At 45.1% G+C, this 25,090-nt stretch carries 19 protein-coding genes; 7 read left to right on the top strand and 12 right to left on the bottom strand.

Annotated features, from left to right (window positions below):
- The 3 genes from WC615_RS05545 to WC615_RS05535 all read right to left on the bottom strand — a co-directional run bounded on the left by WC615_RS05545 (position 1) and on the right by WC615_RS05535 (position 3,716).
- Positions 1-597, bottom strand: a complete 597-nt coding sequence (locus WC615_RS05545; protein ID WP_372977138.1) for a hypothetical protein — start codon at positions 595-597, stop codon at positions 1-3.
- Between the two features lie 295 nt (positions 598-892).
- The gene (gene dacB, locus WC615_RS05540; protein ID WP_372977137.1) at positions 893-2,308 is read right to left on the bottom strand and encodes a D-alanyl-D-alanine carboxypeptidase/D-alanyl-D-alanine-endopeptidase; all 1,416 of its coding nucleotides are present in this window, start codon (positions 2,306-2,308) and stop codon (positions 893-895) included.
- Positions 2,280-3,716, bottom strand: coding sequence for an APC family permease (locus tag WC615_RS05535; protein ID WP_372977136.1), 1,437 nt, complete (start codon positions 3,714-3,716; stop codon positions 2,280-2,282). Before WC615_RS05535 ends, dacB begins: the two co-directional genes overlap by 29 nt.
- 147 nt (positions 3,717-3,863) lie before the next feature.
- On the opposite strand from WC615_RS05535, the gene WC615_RS05530 reads away from it, so the two are divergent.
- The 3 genes from WC615_RS05530 (at position 3,864) to WC615_RS05520 (ending at position 6,880) form a co-directional block, all read left to right on the top strand.
- Positions 3,864-6,101 carry a sodium-translocating pyrophosphatase gene (locus tag WC615_RS05530; RefSeq protein ID WP_372977135.1) on the top strand — a complete coding sequence of 746 codons (2,238 nt, stop codon included), beginning with the start codon at positions 3,864-3,866 and terminating at the stop codon, positions 6,099-6,101.
- 78 nt (positions 6,102-6,179) lie between these two features.
- Positions 6,180-6,458, top strand: coding sequence for a hypothetical protein (locus WC615_RS05525; protein ID WP_372977134.1), 279 nt, complete (start codon positions 6,180-6,182; stop codon positions 6,456-6,458).
- Positions 6,458-6,880 carry a DUF4348 domain-containing protein gene (locus WC615_RS05520; RefSeq protein WP_372977133.1) on the top strand — a complete coding sequence of 141 codons (423 nt, stop codon included), beginning with the start codon at positions 6,458-6,460 and terminating at the stop codon, positions 6,878-6,880. The genes WC615_RS05525 and WC615_RS05520 overlap by 1 nt, the downstream gene beginning before the upstream one ends.
- Positions 6,881-6,959: 79 nt before the next feature.
- Here the strand turns inward: WC615_RS05520 and WC615_RS05515 are convergent, their stop codons facing one another.
- A complete protein-coding gene (locus WC615_RS05515; RefSeq protein WP_372977132.1) occupies positions 6,960-7,649 on the bottom strand; it encodes an OmpW family protein in 690 nt (229 codons plus the stop codon).
- A 475-nt stretch (positions 7,650-8,124) separates the two neighbouring features.
- Here WC615_RS05515 and WC615_RS05510 point away from each other — a divergent pair, with 475 nt between their 5' ends.
- The 3 genes from WC615_RS05510 (at position 8,125) to WC615_RS05500 (ending at position 11,469) form a co-directional block, all read left to right on the top strand.
- Positions 8,125-9,645, top strand: coding sequence for an amino acid permease (locus WC615_RS05510; RefSeq protein ID WP_372977131.1), 1,521 nt, complete (start codon positions 8,125-8,127; stop codon positions 9,643-9,645).
- An 80-nt stretch (positions 9,646-9,725) separates the two neighbouring features.
- Positions 9,726-10,895, top strand: coding sequence for an MFS transporter (locus tag WC615_RS05505; RefSeq protein WP_372977130.1), 1,170 nt, complete (start codon positions 9,726-9,728; stop codon positions 10,893-10,895).
- 4 nt (positions 10,896-10,899) lie between these two features.
- Positions 10,900-11,469: a MarC family protein gene (locus WC615_RS05500; RefSeq protein ID WP_372977129.1), complete on the top strand. Its 570-nt coding sequence runs from the start codon at positions 10,900-10,902 to the stop codon at positions 11,467-11,469.
- A 617-nt stretch (positions 11,470-12,086) separates the two neighbouring features.
- Here the strand turns inward: WC615_RS05500 and WC615_RS05495 are convergent.
- The 4 genes from WC615_RS05495 to guaA all read right to left on the bottom strand — a co-directional run bounded on the left by WC615_RS05495 (position 12,087) and on the right by guaA (position 18,598).
- Positions 12,087-14,492, bottom strand: coding sequence for an ABC transporter permease (locus WC615_RS05495; RefSeq protein WP_372977128.1), 2,406 nt, complete (start codon positions 14,490-14,492; stop codon positions 12,087-12,089).
- Between the two features lie 179 nt (positions 14,493-14,671).
- Entirely contained in the window at positions 14,672-15,856 is a 1,185-nt protein-coding gene (locus WC615_RS05490; protein ID WP_372977127.1) for an RsmB/NOP family class I SAM-dependent RNA methyltransferase, read from the bottom strand.
- Entirely contained in the window at positions 15,853-17,112 is a 1,260-nt protein-coding gene (locus WC615_RS05485) for an ABC transporter substrate-binding protein (protein WP_372977126.1), read from the bottom strand. Before WC615_RS05485 ends, WC615_RS05490 begins: the two co-directional genes overlap by 4 nt.
- Positions 17,069-18,598, bottom strand: coding sequence for a glutamine-hydrolyzing GMP synthase (gene guaA / locus WC615_RS05480; protein WP_372977125.1), 1,530 nt, complete (start codon positions 18,596-18,598; stop codon positions 17,069-17,071). The genes WC615_RS05485 and guaA overlap by 44 nt, the downstream gene beginning before the upstream one ends.
- Before the next feature lie 102 nt (positions 18,599-18,700).
- On the opposite strand from guaA, the gene WC615_RS05475 reads away from it, so the two are divergent.
- Positions 18,701-19,228, top strand: a complete 528-nt coding sequence (locus WC615_RS05475; protein ID WP_372977124.1) for a GNAT family N-acetyltransferase — start codon at positions 18,701-18,703, stop codon at positions 19,226-19,228.
- 129 nt (positions 19,229-19,357) lie between these two features.
- Here the strand turns inward: WC615_RS05475 and WC615_RS05470 are convergent, their stop codons facing one another.
- From WC615_RS05470 to WC615_RS05455, 4 genes are all read right to left on the bottom strand, one after another.
- Entirely contained in the window at positions 19,358-21,817 is a 2,460-nt protein-coding gene (locus WC615_RS05470; RefSeq protein WP_372977123.1) for a DUF5686 and carboxypeptidase regulatory-like domain-containing protein, read from the bottom strand.
- A 131-nt stretch (positions 21,818-21,948) separates the two neighbouring features.
- Entirely contained in the window at positions 21,949-22,938 is a 990-nt protein-coding gene (gene mgrA, locus WC615_RS05465) for an L-glyceraldehyde 3-phosphate reductase (RefSeq protein WP_372977122.1), read from the bottom strand.
- 88 nt (positions 22,939-23,026) lie between these two features.
- Positions 23,027-24,319, bottom strand: coding sequence for a folylpolyglutamate synthase/dihydrofolate synthase family protein (locus tag WC615_RS05460; RefSeq protein WP_372977121.1), 1,293 nt, complete (start codon positions 24,317-24,319; stop codon positions 23,027-23,029).
- 74 nt (positions 24,320-24,393) lie between these two features.
- A partial coding sequence (locus WC615_RS05455; protein WP_372977120.1) for an energy transducer TonB occupies positions 24,394-25,090 on the bottom strand: 697 nt, incomplete at its 5' end.

Raw genomic sequence — 25,090 nt, 5'->3', positions numbered from 1 at the left:
TTACTTATCATCCAGCAGGTCGATGCAGTTTTTTGACAGTCCCTGCAGGCGCGTGTTTAAAGTGGCCAAGCCTTGCTGGTCTTTGATGTTTTTATAAAGCGTTTTAATAAGCGCGAGGGTATCATCATTAGGGTCGCAGGCCTGGGCTTTTTCTAAATAGGGTAGGGTCTTTTTTACCGCGGCAACGTATAGCATGGTTAACCTTTTATTCTCGTTGATATCAGATTGGGCGGCGTTGATCTTCGCGCTCAAGTCATCCACCTGTTTAAGGTACTGGTAACCTAAGGCGCGTTGCACCACGTAATAGTTGGGCACGGCAGCGGCAACTTTTTCGTAATATTCTATCGCTTTTACCGATTGCCCGTCGTTTTCGAACAGGTTGCCTATCGAATAATAAAAATTGTTCCGTACGTTGACTTTAAGTTTGTCTGCATTCGGGATGATATCCTGCCCTAGGTTTAAGGCCTTATCGGCTTCGCCCTGCAGGCGCGCCAGGTTAAAATCAAGGTATTGGTTATATACCTCGTCGGCAGTTTGGGCGTGTGCAGCCACTGCCGAAAACGAGATGAATAATATAAGGAGGGCCTTTTTTAACATATGCAGTTTGACGGTGAATATTGAGTTTAGTTTAATGCTTCACGCTCTTGTTGGTGTTGTCACCAACAAGTCGCTATGCTTGTTTGCTACCTGCCTAAAGGTTGTTGGTGACAACACCAACAACGGCTAAAATCTTCGATAGAAAAGTCGGTGACAAGCATGACGAAGATTATTAATGTGTTTAATTTTTCTTTAGGGTATTAATGAGCTCCCTACGGTCGGTTGTCCGCGCTACGCTCGCAATGACGATTTGGCTGTCTTGTATCTTGATTCTAAACTCTTGACTCTCGCATACCTACTTCAACTCATTCAGCACCTTAAACATCTTCTCCCTTATCCCGCTTCCCGGGCCATAGTAATTGTTCACCATGATGGAGAAACATAGCTGGCGGCCACCATGAGTTTGGAAACCCGCGTAGGCTTGCACACTGTTGATGCTACCGCTCTTCATCTTCATATCATTATAAACCGGGAGGCTCTCGTAAAAGTCATTAAACCAGGCCTCTTTACGGGCTGATTGCAGCACACGCGCCATGGTAGATGTAGTTATCCTGTCCTCGGGCGATAAGCCGCTGCCATCAAAAAAGTTCATGGAGCGTTTGTCTATACCTTTCAGCTCCCAAAAAGCTTTCATGGCATCCACGCCATCGGTAGTAGATGCCGGTTTGCCTGCTTTTGCGGCTATGGTTGCCAGCAATTGCTCGGCATATAGGTTAATGCTTTTTTGGTTAAGCCAGTAAACTATTTTACTTAACTCGGGCGATAAAATAGTAGTAATACCTTTTGTTGTTGCAGGTACAGTCTGTCCTTTATCCGCCAACATCATGGACGATTGCGGGTCGCTGCTTACGGTAATGCCAATACCTTTCAAGGTATCGGTCAACCGCAGGGCGGCATCAAAGGCTGGGTCAGGGATGGCGGCTGCTACGCGTTTCTTGGTTTGGTCGATAGCGTAGGTGCCGCGCAGGTACATCACCTTACTGCCATAAGCAGGCAGGTAAGGGTATGCCAGGTCGCCGGTTTTGGCGGCACCGTTGGTTAGTTCACTTTTGTATTGCAGGTAGTTGGTTTCGGGGTTAGTGCCGGCAACGCTGATGGTGCTGCCAACGCTACCGGTTTTCAATAGAATATCAAACTGGTTTTCGCGCCAGCAAAGCCCGGCTATGCCCGCACCGTAATAAGTGCCAAGGTCCTGCCAGATCCAGCCATCAGGGATGCTTTGACTTTTGAACATGCCGTTATCGCCAATTACGCGCCCGTTTATTTTTTTGATACCAGCCTTTTTCAAAGCGGCTACCATGGTATTTAAAACAACGCCTTCTTTGGTTGATGCCCAGCGCCAGCTGCCCAGGGTAGGGTCGCCGCCGCCTTTAATAATGATATCGCCGATAAGGGTGCCATCAGCACTGATAGCGCCGGTATAACCCAGTTGGGTTTGAAACTGAAAATCTTTACCTAAAACATTAAAGGCGGTTATACTGGTAACCGTTTTTAGGGTAGAGCCGGGCGCTAAACCCATATCAGGGTTAGCTGCAAAAACCCGTTCGCCGGTTTTGGCATCCAGCACCGTTAACGATACCGAAGCGTAACGGCACTGACTATCCTGCTGTAAACGGGTAAATGCCTTTTGTATATTTTGCTGCAGGGTTTGCGCCCCTGCAATATTTGCTATAAATAAAAAACTAACTAAGTACTTCAGGTTTATCCTCATGCTTTACGTTCCGTTGGGATATATAATACAGCGGTATGCCTATTAAAACAATAACTAAACCATAAACGGGATATTGCCATTTATAGATACAAAGCAAGATACAAAAAGCTATACCCATAATAATGTAAATAGCGGGCAATATTGGGTACCCAATTGCTTTGTAAGGCCTTTCAACATCGGGGCGTTTAACACGCAGTATGAAAATACCTGCAATAGTTAACATGTAAAAGATCACAACCACGAAGGAGATCATGTCCAGCAAATCGCCATAACGGCCGCTTAAACATAGTAATGATGCTACAAGGCATTGTATCCACAAACCAAACTGTGGTACACCAAATTCATTTAGGTTGCCTGTCTTTTTAAAGAAAACGCCATCCTTTGCCATGGTATAATAAACACGTGCGCCCGATAATATCAACCCGTTGTTACAACCAAAGGTCGAGATCATGATCATTACCGCAATAATATAAGTACCCACGTTGCCAAAAATAACATGCGATGCAGCTACCGCAACACGGTCTTTATCGGCAATGGTTATTTCATGTAAGGATAGTACCCCGGTATAAACCACATTGGCCAAAACATAAATTATAGTTACGATGATGGTACCAAACATCATGCTCAGGGCCACATCTCGTTTGGGGTTCTTCATCTCGCCGGCAACAAAGGTTACACTGTTCCAGGCATCACTGCTAAAAATTGAGCCTACCATTGCTGCTGCTATAGCGCCTAATGCGGTACCCCAGGTTAAAGCGGTTACACTGCCATCCTTATTCAGGTTGTGCAAGTCCCACGCGTTTGTCCAGTTAGCGGTCCATATATCACCCTTGAATGCTAAAAAGCCAAAGCCTATCAATCCAAAAAGACTGATCAGTTTTGTCATGGTGAAGGTGGTTTGGATAAGCTTACCACCTTTTACGCCTTTTGTATTGATATAAGTAAGTAATACGATTAGTACTATAGATACTACCTGGGCTGCGCTAATTTTAAACGAACCGGCCTGAAGCAAAATATTATCCTCGCTTACTGCCGGTATCATATACGCTGTAAATTTGGAGAACGCCACACCCACGGCAGCTATCGTCCCGGTTTGTATTACAGCGAAAAAACTCCAGCCATATAAAAAGGCAATGAGTTTATTATAAGCTTCTTTCAGGTAAACATACTGCCCGCCCGCTTTTGGGAACATAGCGCTTAATTCGCCGTAGCTAAGGGCCGCGGTAAGGGTCATAAAGCCGGTGATGATCCATACGGCGATAAGCCACCCTGCCGAACCTACGTTGCGGGTAATATCGGCACTTACAATGAAAATACCTGAACCGATCATAGAACCGGCTACCAGCATAGTACCGTCTAACAGGCTCAGTTCGTGCTTTAATTTGGGTTGAGTAGTGTCTTTTGACATTAGGGTTTAGTTTAAACCACTAAACTATTCAAAAACTTTAATTGACAGGCTATTGTAAAGAAATTAATTTATATTTTGCGGCAACCAAATTATAAACGCGCTCTGCGCAAATGAAATAGCACACTTAATAAACACTAATTATAGAATATGGATCTTTTGAACAACTACTTAATTTATTTGATCCCTGTTTTTGGGCTCGTGGGCATAATCGTGATGGCGATTAAATCTGCCTGGGTTACCAAACAGGAAACAGGCGATGCCTCCATGAACCAACTGGCAGGATATATTGCCGATGGCGCAATGGCCTTTTTACGAGCAGAATGGAAAGTATTAGGCTACTTTGTTGTTGTGGCAGGTTTACTGCTGGCATGGAGTGGTACAACCGTTGCTACCTCAAGCCCGGTTATTGCCATATCATTTGTGATTGGCGCTTTCCTGTCGGCCTTTGCAGGTTTTATAGGGATGCGTATCGCAACAAAATCAAACGTACGTACCACGCAGGCGGCTAAAACCAGCCTGGCTAAAGCATTAAAAGTGTCGTTTACAGGCGGTACGGTTATGGGCCTTGGTGTTGCAGGTTTGGCAATTATCGGTTTAGGCTCGTTATTCATTGTATTTTATACCATGTATGTAACCAGCAAAGGCGAAAGTGTAAACGGCGAAGCTATGGCCAAAGCGCTTGACGTATTGGCCGGTTTCTCATTAGGTGCCGAGTCTATCGCGTTATTCGCGCGTGTTGGCGGTGGTATCTATACCAAAGCTGCCGACGTAGGTGCCGACCTTGTAGGTAAAGTGGAAGCCGGTATCCCTGAGGATGATGTACGTAACCCCGCTACTATTGCAGATAACGTTGGTGATAACGTAGGTGATGTTGCCGGTATGGGTGCCGATTTGTTCGGATCGTATGTGGCTACTATGCTTGCTACTATGGTACTGGGCCGCGAAATTGTATCACACGATAAGTTTGGTGGCATAGCCCCAATTTTATTGCCGATGGTGATTGCAGGTTTAGGCCTGATATTCTCTATCGTTGGCGCATCATTGGTTAAAATATCAAAAGAAACAGATAGCGTACAAAAAGCGCTGAACATAGGCAACTGGGCATCTATCCTTTTAACAGCTATTGCTACTTATTTTGTAGTACAATGGATGTTACCTGCCGATAGCTTCCACATGGTCCGTGACGAGGATGCATCGGGTGCTATAAAAGCAGGTTCATTGGTATTTACCAAGAACGGTGTGTTTGGATCTATCCTGGTGGGTTTAGTGGTTGGTACGTTAATGTCTATCATTACCGAATATTACACTGCCATGGGCAAACGCCCGGTAATGAGCATCATCAGGCAATCATCAACCGGCCACGCTACTAACATTATTGCAGGTTTAGCTATCGGTATGGAATCAACCGTATTGCCTATCCTTGTGTTGGCAGCCGGTATTTATGGTTCATACTTTTTTGCAGGTTTATACGGTGTGGCTATTGCTGCTGCCGGTATGATGGCAACAACAGCTATGCAGTTAGCTATCGACGCATTTGGCCCAATTGCCGATAACGCCGGTGGTATTGCCGAAATGAGCCGCCTGCCTGAAGAAGTACGCCACCGTACAGATAACCTGGATGCCGTAGGTAACACTACAGCAGCAACAGGTAAGGGTTTTGCTATCGCATCTGCTGCGTTAACCTCACTGGCCTTATTTGCGGCCTTTGTGGGTGTTGCCGGTATCGAGCATATTGATATTTATAAAGCCAACGTTTTGGCTGGTTTATTTGTGGGAGGGATGATCCCTTTCATCTTCTCTGCATTGTGTATCTCGGCAGTAGGCCGCGCGGCAATGGCTATGGTAGAAGAGGTTCGCCGCCAGTTCCGCGAAATACCGGGCATTATGGAGTATAAGGCACGCCCTGAGTACGAAAAATGCGTGGAGATCTCAACCAAAGCTTCTATCCGCGAGATGGTTGCACCGGGACTGATCGCTTTAATTACGCCTATCGTTATCGGTTTTGCATTTGGCCCTGAGGTATTGGGTGGTTTGCTGGCAGGTGTTACCGTATCAGGTGTGTTGATGGGGATCTTCCAGAGCAACGCGGGTGGTGCATGGGATAACGCTAAAAAATCATTCGAGAAAGGTGTGGAAATAAACGGCGAGATCTACTACAAAAAATCTGAACCGCATAAAGCATCTGTAACAGGTGATACTGTAGGTGATCCGTTCAAGGATACCTCCGGCCCGTCAATGAACATCCTGATCAAGTTAATGTCTATCGTTTCACTGGTTATTGCACCGCACTTAAACACTGCTGATAACACCAACAAAATGATGCAGAAACAAGAGAAGGTACAATCAATGAATGTGCATCAAATTCACGTAGATAAAAAGATCTAAGGATTTTTGAATAGAATAGGAAAGCCCTTCGATTTATCGGAGGGCTTTTTTGTTGCAGAAAGATTTATATTAGCATTGATGAAGAAACCTATTTTCCATTATCTCCTTTATCTTCTCTGCCTGTACGACATCTACCTCTACCTGCCGGATATCTTCGACCTGTTTAAACTGGATATTGAACCACCCACAACAGATTACCTGCTTTATTTTGATGCTGCCATGTTATTGGTAGGAGGGATAGTGACAGGCATTATGCTGATGCGTACAGGAGGTAAGTTTAATAAAGCGTTGGGCGTGGTAATGATATTATTGAATGTGATTTTAACGCCGTTGTTTATATTTAAAGCGTTGCCGTAATGAAGAAATTGATATTGTTTTTATTGGTCATTATTGGGCTCTTTACAGGATGTTCAGATAATCCCGGCAAACATAATCCGGCAAAAAAAGCTGCCGTTTCAGAGATTTCTGACTTTGATACATTTTTCAAGAAATTCAAAAGTGATTCTGTTTACCAGGTAGCGCATGTTAAATTTCCACTTAGTATTATTATAGCAGGAGACGAAGAAGAAGGCGACTCCGTTAAGTATATTGAAAAAAGCAAATGGCAAAATATAACTTTTAAAAAAGATAAAAATGCTATTTATAAGCAGTCCCAACTGAGTAAAACCGAGGTTTCGATCCAACATATGGTTGAGGATACAGGGATTTCCACAGTCTTTAATTTTTTATACAGGAACGGAAAATGGCAACTGGTTAGTTTTAGAGATCAATCCGATTAAACTCACACCGCAGTGACGCACAAATAAAAGAGAAAGCCGCTACTAAGCGGCTTTCTCTTTATCACACACTTTGTAGAAATTATAACCTATAACCTACTCCTATACCAATTACCCATGGCCTTATTTTAACATCGGCAGGTATGTTTTGTAAAACCGGGCGCAAAGCCTCATTGCCTGATGGGGTTAGGTTTGATGCATCTACCGTAGCCTGGGTAGTAAGGAAGATCTTTTTAACATCAACGTTCAGGAACACTGTTTTGCTGATATCATAATCAAACCCTAACTGGCTTGCAAAGGCAAACTTGTTTTTATAGGTTATGCCCTGTACAACCGGCCCTTTGTCTGCACTGTAAAATATAGTGTAGTTGGCACCCGCACCTATGTATGGCTTAAAGCCGGTACCTGTAGGTAAATGGTATTGTAATGTAAGTGTTGGCGGCAGTAACCAAACGTGCCCCAGGTTAACATCGGCAGCGGCAGCCCCGCCAATAGCCGTAAGGTTTGATGATGTGGTACTAACCTTATGTTTGGTAGTGGCCAGTATCAGTTCGGCAGAGAAGTTTTTTGCAAAGAAGTACGTAAAGTCCAGCTCGGGTACAACGGTGTTACTGATATTAACACCGCCACCAATTACGCCGATAGTGGCACTTTCCTGCGGTATAATACCGATGGCCCTTATGCGGATATCGAATTCATTTTTTTGTTGTGCAAAAGCGGTTACCCCTTGTAGTAATAACAGAGATAAAGCGAATAGTCTGAATTTTTTCATGATGTATTTTTTATTGATTAACAGGTCAAATGTATGCTGCTATAATTCCCCTCAACATGATAGAGGGCAGGCGATGGGATGAGCGTAATCATTAATTAAACGGGCTTAAAGCGGTAAAATCCCCGCTGGGAAAAGCGTTAGGGACAAGAGCGGATACCGGCCCGTGGCTAAGGCCTGCGCAGTATGAGCGGATAGCACGGGCCGCAGGTAACGCCATTCGTCTCTACAATATTATATCTCGTACAGACGCGATACTTCGCGTCTCCTGCCATGAAGGCGTGCCCTACTTAGTGTTTTAAATAGCACATTTCTAGCTTAAAAAATAAACTTTAAAACATTCATAATCACAACCTTTAATTCTGTTGAAAACACCTATGCCCTTGTTACATTCTGCACTTTAACTTTTCAATAAATTTAAGTACGTTTGGGGAAACTGATTTCAAGACTATTATAACTGATCTTATTAAATTAAAACATGAAGGTATTTGTAAAAAAATCTATTGAACAACTAACCTCCTCTGTAGATGCAGAAGGAAGCCTGAAGCGAACGCTTGGGGCCGGTAACCTTATTGCACTGGGTATTGGTGCCATTATTGGCGCCGGTTTGTTCGTGAGGACAGCAGCGGCAGCAGGCGAGCACGCAGGCCCTGCAGTAACACTATCATTTATTGTTGCGGCAATTGGTTGCGCCTTTGCAGGCCTTTGCTATGCTGAGTTTGCTTCAATTATCCCTATTGCAGGTAGTGCTTACACTTACGCATATGCAACTATGGGCGAAATTGTTGCCTGGGTTATTGGCTGGGCGTTAATATTAGAATATGCACTTGGGGCGGCCACGGTATCTATCAGTTGGAGTGAGTACGTTAATAAGCTCCTCGGCGGGGCCATACCCTACGAGTGGTGCCACTCTCCGTTAGAGTCGGTAATGGTTAACGGCTCATCTGTACATGGTATTGCCAACGTTCCGGCATTGCTGATACTGTTGATCTTATCATTATTACTAATAAAAGGTACACAAGAATCTGCTACTGTAAACGGTATTATCGTTTTCATTAAAGTAGCTATCGTATTGGTATTTATAGCTATTGGATGGCAATATGTTAACCCGGTCAATCACACACCATACATGATCCCTGCTAACGCGCCGGATGTTATATTGGCGAGTGGCAAAACATACTCATACGCGCCGTTCTTTAACCACGGCTGGGGCGGTATTGTAAGCGGTGCCGGTGTGGTGTTTTTTGCCTTTATTGGTTTCGATGCCGTATCAACCGCAGCGCAGGAAGCTAAAAACCCTAAACGCGATATGCCTATCGGTATATTGGGTTCATTAGTGGTTTGTACAATTCTTTACATCTTGTTCTCATGGGTATTAACAGGCGTTGCACCTTACCAGGATTTCATGAAATCGGGTAAAGAGGCTTCTGTAGCATACGCTATCAGTACTTATATGCACGGCTATGCATGGTTATCAACGTTGGTTACTGTGGCTATCCTTGCAGGTTTCTCTTCAGTTATCCTGGTGATGCTGATGGGCCAGTCGAGGGTATTCTACACCATGTCTATAGATGGTTTATTACCAAAAATATTTTCAGACCTTCACCCAAAATTCCGTACACCGTACAAGAGCAACATTATCCTGTTTGTTTTTGTGGGCTTATTTGCGGCATTTATTCCGGGTAGCGTTGCCGGCGATCTAACATCTATCGGTACCTTGTTTGCCTTTATACTGGTATGTGTGGGTGTTATGTTATTACGTAAAACCAACCCTAATTTACCAAGGCCATTTAAAACCCCGTTAGTGCCGTTAGTGCCTATTTTAGGTGTAATAGTTTGCGCGGGTATGATAGTAAGCTTACCAAGCGAAACGCAGGTGAGTGCACTTGTTTGGATGGTGGCCGGTTTGGTTATATACTTTGGCTACAGCAGGAAACGAAGCATATTGGGTAACGTATCAGATATTTTACCAAAAGCGTCTGATTTCGAAAAGCAATAATTTATATTGTATTAATATTTATACAAAAGGTTCTGTGCAAACAGAACCTTTTGTGCGTTTAATACCTTTGTTTTGTATTGATGAAGATGAACCGCATTATTTGGGTGCTTGTACTTATTGCCATTATCAATTCAATGGGGTTTGGTATTATCATCCCACTGTTGTACCCTTATGGTAAAAAGTTTGGCGTAACCGAGCATACCATAGGCTTGCTTACCGCGGCATTTTCTATAGCGCAATTTTTTGCTACACCGGTACTTGGTTCACTGTCTGATAAATGGGGGCGTAAGCCTTTGCTGGTTATCAGCCTTATTGGTACGGCCGTATCATTTGTTATGTTTGGGTTTGCCAACAGCATTTTTATGCTTTTCGCCGCGCGGATATTGGACGGATTAACAGGCGGCAATATCTCGGTAGCGCAAGCCATGATCTCGGATATCTCTTCACCAAAGGAGCGGGCCAAAAACTTTGGGATCCTGGGGTCGGCATTTGGGTTTGGCTTTGTAATAGGGCCGGCCATTGGTGGCTTGCTTAGTAAATTCGGGCTTAAAGTACCGTTCTTTTTCGCGGCGGGCATTGCGGTTATCGGCGTATTGCTCACCCTGTTTTTTCTGAAAGAAACCAACCAGAATAAAACCGGCAGGTTCGCGGCTAAGAAAGGTAAGTTCAGTTTCTTATCATTGATAACGGTGTTAAAAAAGCCGGTGATAGGTACGGCCATATTTACCGGTTTTTTGCTAACCATGGCGCAGTTTACCATGCTTATAGGTTTCCAAACCTTTAGTGTTGATGAACTAAAACTGAGCCCCACGCAGATAGGGTTATTTTACGGAGGCTTTGGTATCAGTGGTATACTGATGCAGATGCTGGTACCGGCGGTTAAAAAGGTGATCTCATCACAGGCTACAATCCTGCTTATATCAACCCTGTTTTGCTTAGGGATGATGGTATTGGCGGGTTTTGCTACAGGCATCGTACTCTTTGCCATATCCATCGGAATTTACGGCCTGTTCAACGGTTTGCGCAACCCCATGTTAAACGCCATTATAGCCGATCATAACGAAGGTAACGGGAAGGGCGAGGTGATGGGTGTAAATCAATCGTACGCATCCATAGGGCAAACGCTGGGGCCTGTAACAGCAGGATTAATTACGGCAATATCTATACATAGTATATTCTTTTTAGCATCTTTATATATTTTAATTGCACTTTTGTTTAGTATTCGTTTAATCTCAAAAGAAAACCCCTAAACCTATGCATCCTTTAATATTTAAAGAAGTCCTTTCAGTAACCATGATCCTCTTCGCGATCATCGATATACTGGGCGCAATACCCATCATTATCAATTTACGCCAAAAGGTTGGGCATATCGAGTCGGAAAAGGCCAGCATTGCGGTATTGGTTTTAATGATAGGTTTTTTGTTTGCAGGGGATGAGTTACTCGCGGTTATTGGGTTGGATATCTCCTCGTTTGCCATAGCGGGTTCAATCGTAATATTTATCATCGCATTGGAGATGGTATTGGGGGTGAACTTTTTTAAAGAGGAAGTACCCGAGGCAGCGTCAATTGTTCCGTTGGCCTTCCCGCTGATAGCCGGCGCCGGTACCATGACGACGCTGTTATCCCTCAAATCGCAATATCAAACGCAAAATATCATTGTGGGTATCATTGTAAACACCCTATTTGTTTACCTGGTGCTTAAAAACGTAAAATGGCTGGAAAAGCTCTTCGGTAAAACAGGCCTGCACATTCTGCGTAAAGCTTTCGGAGTGATATTATTAGCTATCGCGATAAAACTGTTTAGGAGTAATAGTGGGCTGTAGAAGAGAATCAAGATCTTAGAATCAAGAGCCAAGACTTAAACTCATGCGTTATTGCTTTTAGACCGTCATTGCGAGCGATAGCGTGGCAATCCCCGATAGAAATGTGCTGAGGGCATTGCCTGCGGCCCGGGCTTTTCGCTCATACTGCGCAGGCCTTAACCATAGGCCGGTACCCGCTGCAATCCCTAACGCATTTTTGTCTGAACCTTGATTTATAGGATTTTCCTGATTACCCTGATTTACGAAAGCGTGGGGCAAAAGGTCAGAGCGGGCGGGCCGGGAGTATGGCGGGAATGGCGGTTTAGCTTTTGCGCGTGATGCGAGCACAGCGAGTCATCCAGCAAAAGCGTTAAGAACCGGCAGGGAGCGCAGGAAGCATTCGCTCTGACTTGATCTTTTGCTTCTTTTCTATCAAGAGAAAAGAAGTAGCCTCCGCGGCAATGAGCGGGCGATAATAATAGCGGACTCACATATTCACTACTGACTGCTCGTAGAAGATTTATCTGCGATGAGCTCCCTACGGTCGGTTCTCCTCGTACCTCGTTCGAAATGACAGGATGGTGAAACAACCGGGATGTTACTTCGCAATAATGAGCGATCTTACCTTGCCTCTATTCCTATTCACTCCTTAAACTCGTCACCGGGTTTGCCAGCGCTGCCTTAACGGTTTGCAGGCTTATCAGCACCGATGTTACCAGTATTAACGCTATAATAGCAATGGCGAACGGTACAGGCGTCAGGTTTATTTTATAAGCATAGTTGCTCAGCCATTTATGCATCATCCAATAAGCCAACGGGCAGGCAACAAGCCCGGCAATAACTACCGTGCCCAAAAAATCTTTCAGGAACAGCAGCATCACATCCTTAACCGATGAACCCAATACCTTACGGATACCTATCTCTTTGGTGCGTTTTTGAATGCTGAGGGATATCAGCCCCAATACACCCAACAACACAATGATCATGGCCAGGCCGGTAGCCAGGTACGATGCCTTTTTTAACTGCAGTTCGGTTTTGTACATTTTGGCAAGAGCCTCATCCATAAAACTGTACTCGAACGGTGCGCCGGGCATTACCTCGGCCCATTTCTTTTGCAGGGCTGTTATGCTGGCTTCCATATTGCCCGGTTTTATCCGGATAGAGAAATAGCGATAGAACGGGATGTAATTAACGTTTACAAAGGTTAGCGGTTGTATGCGGCTGGACATGCTGCCAAACTGAAAATCGGCTGTTACGCCGCAGATGGTTAGCTGCGGCATGTTTTGCGCATTGAATTTTTGGCCAACAGCATCTTTAGGAGAGGCAAAACCAAGCGCCTTCGACTGCGATTCGTTGATCACTACCTGTGCCGAGTCTGCCGGCATATATTGTGGTTTAAAAAACGTACCGGCCTTAAGCGGGATACCATAGGTAGCCGCATATTGGTTATCGGTAAGCAGCATTTGCGATGCAAATGCTTGATTTGGATTATCAGATAACTTATAAGCTTGCAAACCGCCGCTGTTGGCGCCATCCAGTATCTCCCATGACAAGGCTACGCTGCTCACCTCCGGGATCTGCGAAAGCCGGTAACGGATGCCTTCCATTTTTTGCACGCCGGGTTTGCTCCAGTCGCGCGGCAACTGGGCCGATAAAACATACTCCTTATTAAAACCCAAGCTTTTGCTGAAGAACAGGCTGATCTGCCCCGAAATTACGATGGCGCAGACCAGCACCACTGCTGCAGTACCAAACTGGAACGCGATAAGCGATTTGCGGAATATCACGTTATCCTTCACCCTGTCCAGCTTACCTTTCAACGAGTCGATTGATTTTAAGGACGATAGAACCAGCGCCGGATATAAACCGGCTAATAAACCAATTAATAGCGCAAACAGAAGTGGTATAGCATAAAAGTATAACGGGAAGGAGAACAGTCCGCCAATATCGGTAGCCAATAGGTCGGCAAAGTATGGCCTTGCAAGGGCGTAAATACCCAATGCAATTAAGGTAGCTATCAGCACCATTAAAACAGATTCGGTTAAAAACTGCCAGATAAGTTGTTTCCTTAATCCACCTAAAACCTTACGGATGCCCATTTCTTTCATCCGCTGCGAGGAGCGACTGATGCAGATATTCACAAAGTTGATGACCGCCATCAGTAAAATAAACAACGCGATGCTAGATAGGGTGTACAGCATTTTTTTAACCGTACCATTGCCCCAATCCAGGTAAAAAGTTTTTAACGGTACAAGGTAAGGGGTAAGGTTGGCCGCTATTTGTGGTGATGCGTTTTTCCTGATCAGGGCGCGCATGGGGCCGTCAAGGTCTTGTGGTTTTACGCCTTTCTTTAGTTCTATTAAACCTACCAGGCCGGTGTTGTTCCAGCCATCAACACTACGCCCCAGGAACTTTGCCGCTGCCGCCGGTAAAAAGAAAGTACTGTTGCTGCCATCAATAACATTGGTCACCGAATTTTTGCTGAGTTTTTTTAGTACGCCGGTTATGGTAAAATCGTGCTTGGTGCCGGTGAAACTTTCGATAGTCACAGCCTTTCCAACCGCATCGGTCTTTCCGAAGTATTTAATGGCCGTTTCCTGCGTTATCACGGCCGAAAAAGGATCATTTAAAGCCGTTTTTGGGTCGCCTTGTAACAGCTTAAAGCCATAGGTAGTGATAAAGGTGCTATCGCCAACTTGCAGACTTTCCCTGAAGTGTTTATCGCCTTTTGAAACGGTAGAGGTCACCCCATCCCAACGGTAAGCATTGGCCACCAGGTTAGGATATTCGTCTTTTAAAGCTTTGGGCATGGGTGCAAGGGCTGTTAAAACATTCCCCATATTTGGGTCTTTCCACTTGCTTTGGATGATATACTGGTTATCGGCGTTACGCAGGTCGCGGTTTACGCTTACCTCGTGCCATACATAGGCGGCAATAAGCAGCGTAAACGCAATGCCAACCGATAGGCCAAATATGTTGATGAGCGAGAAAAGCTTGTGTTTCCAGATGTTTCGCCAGGCAATGGTAAAGTAGTTTTGCAGCATAGGGCTTAGTTTTGTTGAACTAAATTAGCTGCTAATATGTGGTAAATGAAAAGATTAACATTTTTTAACGTCTTGCATATGTCATCCTGAACTTGTTTCAGGATCTCTCAGGACAGTTAGCAAGCATAGCATTTAATTTGCATTAGAGATGCCGAAATAAATTCGGCATGACATTGGGGTTACTCCAAAACACTCTTATCAGCAGGTGCCAACATCCTTGCCACAAACATGGTATCAGCTTTGTTCTCATAACCTGTCAGCACTTTCATTTCTTCCAGTTGCAAACCCAACTCTTTGGTGATGTAGTTTACAGCATCTTCATTCTCGGCTTTAAAGGCCGAGCAGGTGATATAAATAAGCGGTTTGCCGGGTTTAAGGTGTTTGGCTACGTTGGTTACAATGGCTTGTTGCAGGCGCTTAAAAAAGTCGGTTTTGTGGATCTCGAACTGGCTGATCATCTCGGGTGTGCGGCCCCAGGTGCCCGAGCCGCTGCAGGGCGCATCAAGTATAATACCGTCGAACTCATAGTTGTAAAGCAACTGCTCGTTGTTTTCGGTAAGGTCCATCAGTTTCTTTTGGTACTTACGCAAACCTGCCTGCTGAAAGCGCTCATCCAGGTTTGAAAGGATAGACTCGCGGATATCAGATACCAGCAGTTTTATATCGTGCTGCAAACTGTGCAGCAGTAATGATTTACCGCCCGAAGCCGCGCAGGCATCCCACCAGCTATCCCATTTTTGTGGTTTAAAGTAATTGGCTGTTTGCTGTGATGACAGGTCCTGCACCTCGTACCAATGTTGTTTGGGGAAGATGGTTTCCAGCCGAGTACCGTTTGGCAGCGAGAGGCAGTTGTTACCTTCATCCTTAAACGTAACACCGGCTTTGGTTAGTTCGGTTTTTACCTGGGTTTCAAAACCTTTGGTTACCCGTATAAACAGGTCGGGTTGTATGAAAAACGATTTTAAAAAAGCATCCCTGTCAATCCCTGTCGAAAGCTGTGGGACCCATGGGAAAACATTCTCCAACTTAAAATCAGGGTAGGTGGCTTTTACCAGGTTTATTTTTTCATCAACAGTAAAACCCACGCAAGCCGCCCAATCGGGTTTAAAATATTGCAGAAAGGAGTTTGACTGCGTGTTGCATAAAAACTCAGCCACCATCAGCCGGTCTTCAGCGGGCAGGTTGGGCAGGGCGCGGCCCAGGCGGAAATAGTTATAGATGAGCCGGCCGGCAACGCGCCTGTCGGTTGATCCCATTTGCTTGTTCTGCCGATAAAAGCCGGGTAAAAATTTGCCTAAAGGCGTATCTGCAGGGTATTCACCCAATATGCGCTGAAACGTCTTTAACTGATTTATGGCTTTCATTGAATCTTTTTTAGATCGAAGTTTTCATACCTAAGGATATCTACATGCGTATTTATCCAGCCTACCCCCGGCTTTTTTATAAAGTGGAAACTGTTGTGGATACCGCTAAAATCTTCCAGATCGGGTTTGTTAAAATCTTCATCATCAGCCAATAGCTTAGCAAAATATAAACCCTGATCAAATCCCTTTATGGCAAAATCGGTAGGTTCGGTACGGTAGGTGCGGCGGTAGCTGCGTAAAAAAGTATTGGTTTGGGAGCTTTTATAATCAACTTTATCTGCCGAGGTAATGTGCGTGTTCAGCCTTTGTAAAAGGGCCGACTTCAAGAACGCAAACTTCTCCCAGTTAGGGTGACCAAATAAAGTTACCGGATATTTTTTAGATAGCGTGTCTAATGATCGCAACGTCACCATTAAAAATGCCTGTTTGGTTGATGGTACTAAAAATATGTTTTGATTTGACGGTGAAAGTTGCTTTACCAGTGGTGTTAAATTGCCGCGCACTACGGTAATAGTTACAACCTGGATCTTCCGTTTGCTCAGACTGTCGACCGTGCGCTTAAATGGTGATGTGTACAATTTCTCGTCACTAAAGCCCGAATTAAGGATGAATACTTTTTTTGGCTTTAAGCTTCTAACAATATAGGTTGCAGCGCCCATGGCGTGATACTCAAGCGGCGGGGTCATGGTAACCAGGTTCTGGTTATTGAACGTTGATGGCGCGGCCGGCGATAGCGGCGATACTATAGGCTTGCGTGCCGACGGCAGCATGGCTGTAAATGCTTTTACATCATCAGGGAAAACGGGGCCAATGATCAGTTCGCTGGATTTAATCTGCGGGTTTAGCGCCAGGCTGTGCGATTGCGCCACATCATCTTTGCTGTCAAAAACCTGTAACTTGAAATTAGCGCCTTCAGCGGTCATAGAATCCAGCGCCAGTTTAAAGCCCTGGTAATACTCGGCCGCCATGTTTGCCTTTTTTAGGCCGGCAGCCGTATAGGTTTGCCCGGCGGCGGCATGGTCAAGCCCCAGTGGGAGTATCAGCGATAAAACGTGAGCTTTTGCCTCCGGTGCTTTCACCGGGGGCTTTTCGGCAGGTTTGTCGGTCTTAGTTACAGGTTTTTCAGTTGTTGTTTTTACGGTAGATGAGGGTGCCGTCCGTATTTTGGGCGAACATGCACCAACTATCAGCGCTAAAACAAATATGAACCACTTATTCCCACTCAATTGTGGCCGGTGGTTTCGAACTGATGTCATATACTACCCGGTTAATTCCTTTTACGTTGTTGATTATCTCGTTTGATATTTTTGCAAGCAGGTCATAAGGGAGGTGGCACCAATCTGCCGTCATCCCGTCTAATGATTCTACCGCACGCAGGCAAATTACGTTCTCGTATGTACGCTCATCGCCCATAACACCTACCGATTGTACCGGTAAATAAATGGCGCCTGCCTGCCAAACTTTATCATAAACACCGGCAGAGCGTAAATTGTTGATATAAATCGCATCTGCCTGTTGTAAAATGTCAACTTTCTCTGGTGTAATGTCACCTAAGATCCTGATTGCCAGTCCCGGACCCGGGAAAGGGTGGCGGCCTAATATGTTTGGATCCATACCCAAAGCTTTACCGACACGGCGTACTTCGTCCTTAAATAAGGTGTTTAAAGGCTCAACTATCTTCAGCTTCATAAAATCGGGCAGGCCCCCAACATTATGGTGTGATTTGATGGTTGCCGAAGGGCCTTTTACCGAAACAGATTCGATAACATCCGGGTAAATAGTACCCTGGCCAAGCCAGCTTACGCCCTGTACCTCGTGCGCGGCATCATCAAAAACCTCGATGAATACGCGGCCAATGGCCTTACGTTTCTTTTCAGGGTCGGTTAAACCGGCCAGTGCATCATAAAAACGCTGTTTGGCATCAACCCCTTTTATGTTAAGGCCCATGTGCTGATATGAATCAAGCACCGATTGGTACTCGTCCTTACGCAACAGGCCATTATCTACAAATATACAGTGCAGGTTAGCGCCGATAGCATGGTGCAGCAATACCGCCGCAACAGATGAATCAACACCGCCCGATAAGCCTAAAACTACTTTGTCGTCGCCCAGTTTCGCTTTCAGTTCGGAAATGGTGGTTTCGATGAAAGAGTCGGGTGTCCAATCCTGCGAGCAACCACAAATATCAACCAAAAAGTTTTGCAGCAATTGCTTGCCATCAATACTGTGGGTAACCTCTGGGTGGAACTGGATACCATAAGTTTGGGTGCCGGTTATTTGGTAAGCGGCAACTTTAACGCTATCGGTACTTGCAATTACCTCAAAATCATCGCCTATGCGGGCAATGGTATCCCCGTGCGACATCCACACCTGTGAACCTACCGGCACATCTTTAAATAAGATGTTATCCTGCTTAACATAGTCCAGGTTGGCACGGCCATACTCGCGTGTGCTTGAAGCCAACACTTCGCCGCCATGGAAATGCGCTACATATTGCGCGCCATAACAAACGCCTAAAATAGGCAGGGTTTTGTGGTGTTTGGCAAACTCAAAATGAGGTGCATCTTCCTGGCGTACAGAATACGGACTGCCGGAAAGGATGATACCTTTTACACTTTCGTCAATTTCAGGAACTTTGTTAAAGGGATGGATCTCACAGTAAATATTGAGCTCCCTGACACGGCGCGCGATAAGCTGGGTGAATTGCGAACCGAAGTCAAGAATGAGGATTTTTTCTTGCATGGGCAAAGATAGGATTTTGAGCGGAAAAATGTGGTAGGAAATTTAGATTTTGAAGCTAACAATTGGCATAAAAATTTATATTAGCCCGCAAACATATGCTCAATGATAACGATACGCTTAGCTACATTTGATGATGTGGCAGAATTACAGCAATTAATTGCCCTATCCGTACGTGGCTTAAGTACGGATTATTATACCCCAGACCAGATAGAAAGCGCCATTAAATACATTTTTGGGATTGACAGCCAGCTGATTACTGATGGCACCTACTATGTTGCCGAAAAGGATAATGTAAAGGTGGGTTGCGGCGGCTGGAGCAAACGCAACACCCTGTTTGGCGGTGACCAGCATAAAGACATCGAAGACCCGTTGCTTGACCCGGCGAAAGATGCCGCAAGGATAAGGGCATTTTTTGTACATCCCGACCATGCGCGGCAGGGCATAGGCCGTAAAATTATTAATGTATGCGAAGATGCTGCAAAAGCTAATGGGTTTACCAGCTTTGAGCTTGGCGCAACACTACCCGGCGTACCGCTTTACCAAGTGATGGGCTATGTGGCAGTTGAACGGATTGATGTTACGCTGGCGGATAAGGAATTGCTTGGGATTGTGAAGATGAGGAAGAGTTAAATGCGGTTATCAGTTTGAGCTTGTCGAAGACCTGGTACGCAAGTGCATAGTCTGCTATGGTTCGACAAGCTCACCATGACATACGGAATATGTCAGTCTGAGCTTGTCTAAGACCTATTGCGTAATGTTCTAAAAACTCACCCCAATCCTTATTGCCTGGTTGGCACCGCCCACTTTATTGTTGAACGATGTGCCATACATCACCCTTAAACCCACATTGGTTTGGAAGCCTACGCCAAGCTCGGTGTAGTTTTTAAGCGTGGGGGTGGATAGATAATTCACATCAACTATCTCCTGCAATTTTAAGTTACGTAGAATCGGGATCTGGTTGGTGAGAAGCCCCGTAAAATTATGCTCCAGATGGCCTTCTACGTATTTATCGCCGGTGCTGAACTGGTAATAATTTAGCAACATGAATTTGTTGATGCCGCTTTGGTAAAACAGTACCTGGTTACCTGCAAATTGCCTGTAATCGGGATAGGAAATGTTTTTGGTGTTGAAGAATTTACCCGCCGCCACGTAAAAGGATGTTTTACCGTAAAAGCCCATTGGGATGTCTGTTTTAGAAAGATCTGCCGAAACAAGGTTGTAATCCGCATCAGAGCCAAACACATTTTTAATGGCTTTGGTGAAGCTAATACCAAGGGTTGGGTATTTTGAAGGAACGTATCTTTTCCCGGTAGGGTAGGTTTCGTACCGGTTGCTAAAATCGTAAGTGGTACGCATGCTAACTTTAAACGACTGGTTCTCTGGAAACAGCGGTACATCCACATCCGGACTAAGCGGGTTGTTGGATGTAAACTCATGCCCTTTTGGGTGGAAAAAGCTATAGTCGGTAGTGTTGGATAGGTACTTGCGGTTTGCCCATTCGGCGCCCACGCTTGCCTGCCAGCCGCCATAAATACGTTTGGATAGTGTAGCCGATGCATATTGCTTTTGATACAGTTTCTCAAAATTTTGCCTGTTAAGCAGGGTGTAAGCGCTGTTCATGAACGAGGTGATGGGTTCGCGGTTATTCAGGTCTATCACATCAGAACCACCTGCTAAATTTAATGTAGCAGAACCTACCGGCATAGTGACGCCACCTGTTGCGTTGAATAATTTGTTGGAGAAGCCATAACGCACCTTGCCATAAATACGCAGGTAACGGTTGTTTACGCTGTCAATCTGTTTAGTGAATGAACCGCCGTAGCCAAGCGATAAACCTTCAACCGTATTATAGGCTACAGAACTTATCAGCGAGTTGAAATTGTAATATTCATGATCGTACCGGTTTCGGTGACTGTACCCGCCGAGCAGGAATTTACCAACGCTAAACTTATTGTTCACCTTATCCAGCGAATCCAGGTAAGGTTTCGATTCGCGCTTGGCTGCCAGTACGGCCTTTTTCTGGTAATCGGTTTTTTCTTCAGCGGTTAGCGGGATAGGCCTTTGCTGCTCCCAGTAGGCCGAATCTTTTTTGTTCACACCTTTGGTGATGCGTAGTACTTCAGCAAATTGCGACCTGTCGAACTTAGGGGCAATATCGTAATCCTTATAAAGCGAGATAAAATAACCGCCAAATTTAAAGCCGAAGAATCCACCTGTAAATTCAAACTTAAGCGATGCCGGCATCCACGCGTTGCCGCTAACGGGGATAAATTGCTGGTCGACCTTTAGCGTATCTACAAAGTTGATGCTCGATTTTTTGGTGATGTACAGGCCAAGGCTTTGTAAGCGCCAGCTATCCTCAATAATATAAATGTAGCCCTTAAAGCAAGGGTCGTGCTCGTTACGGGGGATAACCTGAATTTTGTTAACGGTTTCGCCATTCTCAATGGCCAGGCCGATGTATTTGTATTTATAGTAAGATAGTGCATTATCGGCTATGGGCGATATCAGCGGGCGGTTACTCAGGCCATCCCAGGTTTGCAGGTTCTCGTAAAAATTCACCTGCATGTCTGATGCACGGTTGAACGTGAACGCCCGGTTACTGCCCGAGAACTTGGAGGATATGATCTCCTCATGTACCTTATCGGGACGAATAAAACTGTATTTTGATTGCGACTCTGAAAGATAAATGATACCCCGGCGGTTGGAGTCCAAGCCGTTTTCGCGGGCTATCTTCTGCATATCAATCCCCAGGAACTTCTTTGGGGCCGCCAGTAGTTTTTGTAAGCCTTTTATATATACCTCGCAGGTGTAGGCGTTCACCTCGTTTAAATAGGTTTTACGTTTTTTAATAGCCTGGCGGATAATGGCATAAGCAGGGTCTTCGGCACCGGCGCGGATAGTTACTTCTTTTATTTGGTAATCTTCGGCCTTTAAAGTGATATTAATGGTTTGGTTTTCCTTCAGGTCTATTTTTCGGCTTTCCTGTTTGTAACCCATTGCCCGGTATTGCACATCGTATTGGCCTGCTTTTAAGTTCAGTGTGTAGCTGCCATCGCTGTTGGCCGACGTACCTTTTGTGGTATTGCGGATATAAACTGTAGCAAAGGGTACGGCATTGCCGGCCCCATCGGTTATTTTACCGGTAAGGGTAACATCCTGTGCAAATAAGTTAGCTGTTAGTAGCAGGAAAAGGGTAAACAGTAAAGGATATTTCATAGACGCAGTTTAGTATAGCTAAGATGTGCAAAATTTTTAGACGCGGATTGTTAATTATTGTTAAACAAAAAGGCGTATTTATTTCTAAATACGCCTACCAACAAAATGTGCCTGAGGGCATCGTTTAAAATCTATTTTAAGATCTGCTCAATTTTCTCTAATTCTTCCGAAGAAAAATCAATATTATCCAAAGCTTTTAGCGAATCTGCCAGTTGGGCAGGTTTGCTGGCGCCTATCAGTACAGATGTTACCCTGTCGTCTTTAAGCAACCAGGCCAACGCCATTTGTGCAAGCGTTTGGCCGCGTTTTTCGGCAAGGGTGTTCAGTTTTTTTATTTTTCCGATCACCTCGTCGGTTACCTGGCTTTCCTGTAAAAAGCCGGTTGATTTTGCCGCGCGCGAATCTTCTGGAATGCCATGCAGGTATTTATTGGTCAGCAGGCCCTGTGCCAATGGCGAGAACGGGATACAACCCACACCATCTTTCCCCAGTACATCCAGCAACCCAGCTTCTGCATCTCGAACAAACATGGAATATTTCGGCTGATGGATCAGGCAAGGCGTACCCAATTGTTTAAGTATGGCGATGGCTTTCTCGGCTTCCTGCGCGTTGTAGTTGGAGATACCCACGTACAAAGCCTTACCCTGTCGAACGATCAGGTCTAAAGCGCTCATGGTTTCTTCCAGTGGTGTTTCTGGATCCGGGCGGTGATGGTAGAAAATATCTACATAATCCAACCCCATGCGTTTAAGGCTTTGATCAAGACTCGATACCAGGTATTTTTTTGAACCCCAATCGCCGTAAGGCCCGTCCCACATAGTATAACCCGCTTTGCTGCTGATGATCATCTCATTGCGGTAGCCGCCAAAATCTTCTTTCATGATCTTGCCAAAATTGGTTTCGGCGCTGCCCGGGGGAGGGCCGTAATTGTTGGCCAGGTCGAAATGTGTTATGCCGCTATCAAAAGCCAGGTGCAGTATACTGCGGAAGTTTTCCATCACATCTACATGGCCAAAGTTGTGCCACAGGCCTAATGAAATAGCCGGTAGTTTTATGCCGCTTTTACCGCAACGGCGGTATTGCATTTTGTTATATCGTTCTGAGGAGGGTAGGTAGGTCATTTTAGTTAGTTTATATGCTAAAGTATGGTTTTTAAATTAATTTAAGAAGTTGTGGCAAGGTATGCGTCACTGCTGTAAGGGTTATCTATTACACAACCTCCGCAACTACAAAAGTACTCCCGCCTGCAAAAACCAGGTCTTTATCGGTAGCTGCTGCTTGCGCGGCCATTAGTGCGGTCTTAACGGATGGGTAGGTTTCACCATGTAAACCGAAAATTGCGGCTTGTTGTTTGATGCTTTCTGCTTCCAATCCGCGGGGGATATCGGGGCGGCAGAAGTAGTAGGTAGCATGGGTTGGCAGCATGGCTAATACCTTGCTGATATCCTTATCATTCACCATGCCTATTACAAAATGCAAATGCTCGTATTTAACGTTTGCTATATTCTTTAACACCTCAGTTATACCTTCGGGATTATGGCCCGTATCGCAAATGGTGAGCGGTTGGTTATTGATCACCTCCCAGCGGCCATGCAGACCGGTTAGGTTTTTAACTTGTTTTAATGCCGTGATGATATGCTCATCGGTAATAGTAAAACCTTGCTTGCGCAGTTCATCAACAGCGGTTAAAACCGTGCGTATGTTATTGAGCTGATAGGTTCCGGGTAAATCGAGTTGTATGTGAAGATCAGGGAGTGGGGTGCGGGGAGCGTTTATCTCCAGGTATTCCAGTCCCTCTTTTGAGTTTTGAATTTTGAATTTTGAATTTACTTCGGATGCAAATACCAAAGGAGCGTTTACCTCCTGGGCTTTATTGTTAAACACTTCAGCAACTTCGGGCTGGTATTCGCCAATGATGACCGGGATGGCAGGTTTAATAATACCCGCCTTTTCTCCTGCTATTTTGGGCAGGTTATCGCCCAGTAAATTCATGTGATCCCAACCTATGTTGGTGATGATGGATAGCAGCGGGTTAATTACATTGGTAGAATCCAATCTTCCGCCAAGCCCTACCTCTATAATGGCAATATCTACCTGTTCCTTCGCAAATACATCAAAGGCCAGGGCAACGGTCATCTCGAAGAAAGAAGGTTGGATATGCTCAAAATCGGGGCGGTGCTTTGCTACAAAATCTATAACTGTTTGCTCGCTTATCATCTCGCCGTTTATACGGATGCGCTCGCGGAAATCTTTAAGGTGGGGCGATGTGTATAAACCCGTTTTATATCCTGCAACCTGCAATATGGCCGCCAGCATGTGCGATGTAGAGCCTTTACCGTTGGTGCCACCCACATGTATGCTTTTAAACTTATGCTCGGGGTTATCCAGTATGTTTAACAGGGCAATGGTATTGGTGAGGTCCTCTTTATAAGCCGAAGCGCCTACCCGGGTAAAAACGGGTAGTTGGGTGTAGAGGTAATCGAGCGTTTGCTGGTAGTCCATTTTAGTTTGCAGTTAGCAATTTGCATTGCAAATGTATACATGCAAATGGCAAACTTATATCTGCAAACTGCAATTTAATTTACCTTAAATACGAATGTTAAAGTACCGTTCTGGTTTTCGGGAGCAGTATCTGATGGGTTGAATTTTGATCTTTTTACCGCATCCTCACATTTTTGAAGCAGAGCTGCATCGGTTATGGTAGTGCCACGGGCACCTGCTGTGGCCTGTATTACGTTACCTTCTTTATCAACTCGTATATCAACCACCACTTTGCCGGTATAGCGGTTACCGCCATCAACAGTGGGGCGACTAACAAAGCTGCGTTGGGTTAGGTTTAAATTACCACCGTTGCCAGATCCTGTTCCGTTATAGTTATTGGTTAACGTAGTACCCGTGGTTTTACCCTGGTTACCCGGTGTGTTGCCTGTTCCATCACCTTCGCCGGTGCCGTTATTGGTTTTGCCTTTGTAAAGCGCATTTTGATTAACAGCGGGTTTTGCCACCGTTTTTGTAGTGGGTTGCGTGGCTACTGTGGTGCTTGGCTTTTTGGTATTGGCAGCAACTTCTGGCGCATCATCGGTAGTTTGGGTAACTACGTTTTTATCGCTATTGTCCACCTGCTGCTTTTCTTCGGTTGGCGGGGCAGGGGTTACTTTATCGGGTTTGGTGTTATTGGCTTTTTCGGCTACAGAGGGCTCTTCGGTACTCATGTAGTCGTTACCCATGCCTTCATCAACAGTGCCATAATTTACCAAAATACCACCCGTGCCT

The sequence above is a fragment of the Mucilaginibacter sp. genome (assembly GCF_041663085.1).
GTDB lineage: Bacteria > Bacteroidota > Bacteroidia > Sphingobacteriales > Sphingobacteriaceae > Mucilaginibacter.
The sequence above is the reverse complement of the archived record's forward strand: the minus strand, read 5'-3'. Positions and strand labels throughout refer to the sequence as shown.

Excerpts from the sequence above, each read along its gene's own strand:
- WC615_RS05470 (WP_372977123.1), bottom strand. The coding sequence starts at position 21,817 with ATGAAATATCCTTTACTGTTTACCCTTTTCCTGCTACTAACAGCTAAC.
- mgrA (WP_372977122.1), bottom strand. The coding sequence starts at position 22,938 with ATGACCTACCTACCCTCCTCAGAACGATATAACAAAATGCAATACCGC.
- WC615_RS05535 (WP_372977136.1), bottom strand. The coding sequence starts at position 3,716 with ATGTCAAAAGACACTACTCAACCCAAATTAAAGCACGAACTGAGCCTG.
- WC615_RS05520 (WP_372977133.1), top strand. The coding sequence starts at position 6,458 with ATGAAGAAATTGATATTGTTTTTATTGGTCATTATTGGGCTCTTTACA.
- WC615_RS05530 (WP_372977135.1), top strand. The coding sequence starts at position 3,864 with ATGGATCTTTTGAACAACTACTTAATTTATTTGATCCCTGTTTTTGGG.
- WC615_RS05545 (WP_372977138.1), bottom strand. The coding sequence starts at position 597 with ATGTTAAAAAAGGCCCTCCTTATATTATTCATCTCGTTTTCGGCAGTG.
- WC615_RS05500 (WP_372977129.1), top strand. The coding sequence starts at position 10,900 with ATGCATCCTTTAATATTTAAAGAAGTCCTTTCAGTAACCATGATCCTC.
- WC615_RS05505 (WP_372977130.1), top strand. The coding sequence starts at position 9,726 with ATGAAGATGAACCGCATTATTTGGGTGCTTGTACTTATTGCCATTATC.
- WC615_RS05495 (WP_372977128.1), bottom strand. The coding sequence starts at position 14,492 with ATGCTGCAAAACTACTTTACCATTGCCTGGCGAAACATCTGGAAACAC.
- WC615_RS05490 (WP_372977127.1), bottom strand. The coding sequence starts at position 15,856 with ATGAAAGCCATAAATCAGTTAAAGACGTTTCAGCGCATATTGGGTGAA.
- WC615_RS05475 (WP_372977124.1), top strand. The coding sequence starts at position 18,701 with ATGATAACGATACGCTTAGCTACATTTGATGATGTGGCAGAATTACAG.
- WC615_RS05460 (WP_372977121.1), bottom strand. The coding sequence starts at position 24,319 with ATGGACTACCAGCAAACGCTCGATTACCTCTACACCCAACTACCCGTT.
- WC615_RS05515 (WP_372977132.1), bottom strand. The coding sequence starts at position 7,649 with ATGAAAAAATTCAGACTATTCGCTTTATCTCTGTTATTACTACAAGGG.
- dacB (WP_372977137.1), bottom strand. The coding sequence starts at position 2,308 with ATGAGGATAAACCTGAAGTACTTAGTTAGTTTTTTATTTATAGCAAAT.
- WC615_RS05485 (WP_372977126.1), bottom strand. The coding sequence starts at position 17,112 with ATGACATCAGTTCGAAACCACCGGCCACAATTGAGTGGGAATAAGTGG.
- WC615_RS05510 (WP_372977131.1), top strand. The coding sequence starts at position 8,125 with ATGAAGGTATTTGTAAAAAAATCTATTGAACAACTAACCTCCTCTGTA.
- WC615_RS05525 (WP_372977134.1), top strand. The coding sequence starts at position 6,180 with ATGAAGAAACCTATTTTCCATTATCTCCTTTATCTTCTCTGCCTGTAC.
- guaA (WP_372977125.1), bottom strand. The coding sequence starts at position 18,598 with ATGCAAGAAAAAATCCTCATTCTTGACTTCGGTTCGCAATTCACCCAG.